The 467-nt window shown below is 42.6% G+C and carries 1 protein-coding gene; it reads left to right on the top strand.

Translation table 11 applies throughout. The annotated features are described in order from the left end of the window. A partial coding sequence (locus AAEY94_RS20625) for an IS3 family transposase (RefSeq protein WP_350979899.1) occupies positions 1–427 on the top strand: 427 nt, incomplete at its 5' end. Between the last annotated feature and the right edge of the window lie 40 nt (positions 428–467).

The following is a 467-nucleotide window of genomic DNA, read 5'->3' as shown; positions in this document are numbered from 1 at the left end:
GCTCTATTTAGCCGTGGTAATGGATTTGTATGCGAGAAAAGTGGTGGGTTGGGCTTGCTCTGACAGCCCGAATACCGATTTGACTTGTGCAGCATTAAGAATGGCATTTGAAAGTCGTGGACGGCCCCAAAACCTGATGTTTCATTCTGACCAGGGTTGCCATTACAGTAGTCTTCAATATCGACAAATGCTGTGGAAATATCAAATAACGCAGAGTATGAGTCGACGAGGAAACTGCTGGGATAACGCGGTAATGGAACGTTTTTTTAGAAGTTTTAAAACAGAATGGATGCCGAAGTATGGTTACAACAATTTTGATGAAGCGAAGCTGGATGCGTTGAATTACATACTAAAGCACTACAATACAAAACGTGGTCATAGTTATAACAATTATATGACGCCAGCGGCTGCCGAAATGGCTGCATAAAACGCCCCCTGTTTGTGTACAGTTTTACTTGACCACATCA

This window comes from Shewanella sp. AC34-MNA-CIBAN-0136, assembly GCF_040309945.1.
Lineage (GTDB): Bacteria > Pseudomonadota > Gammaproteobacteria > Enterobacterales > Shewanellaceae > Shewanella.
Note: the sequence above shows the minus strand (reverse complement) of the source record. Positions and strands in the feature narration are given on the sequence as shown.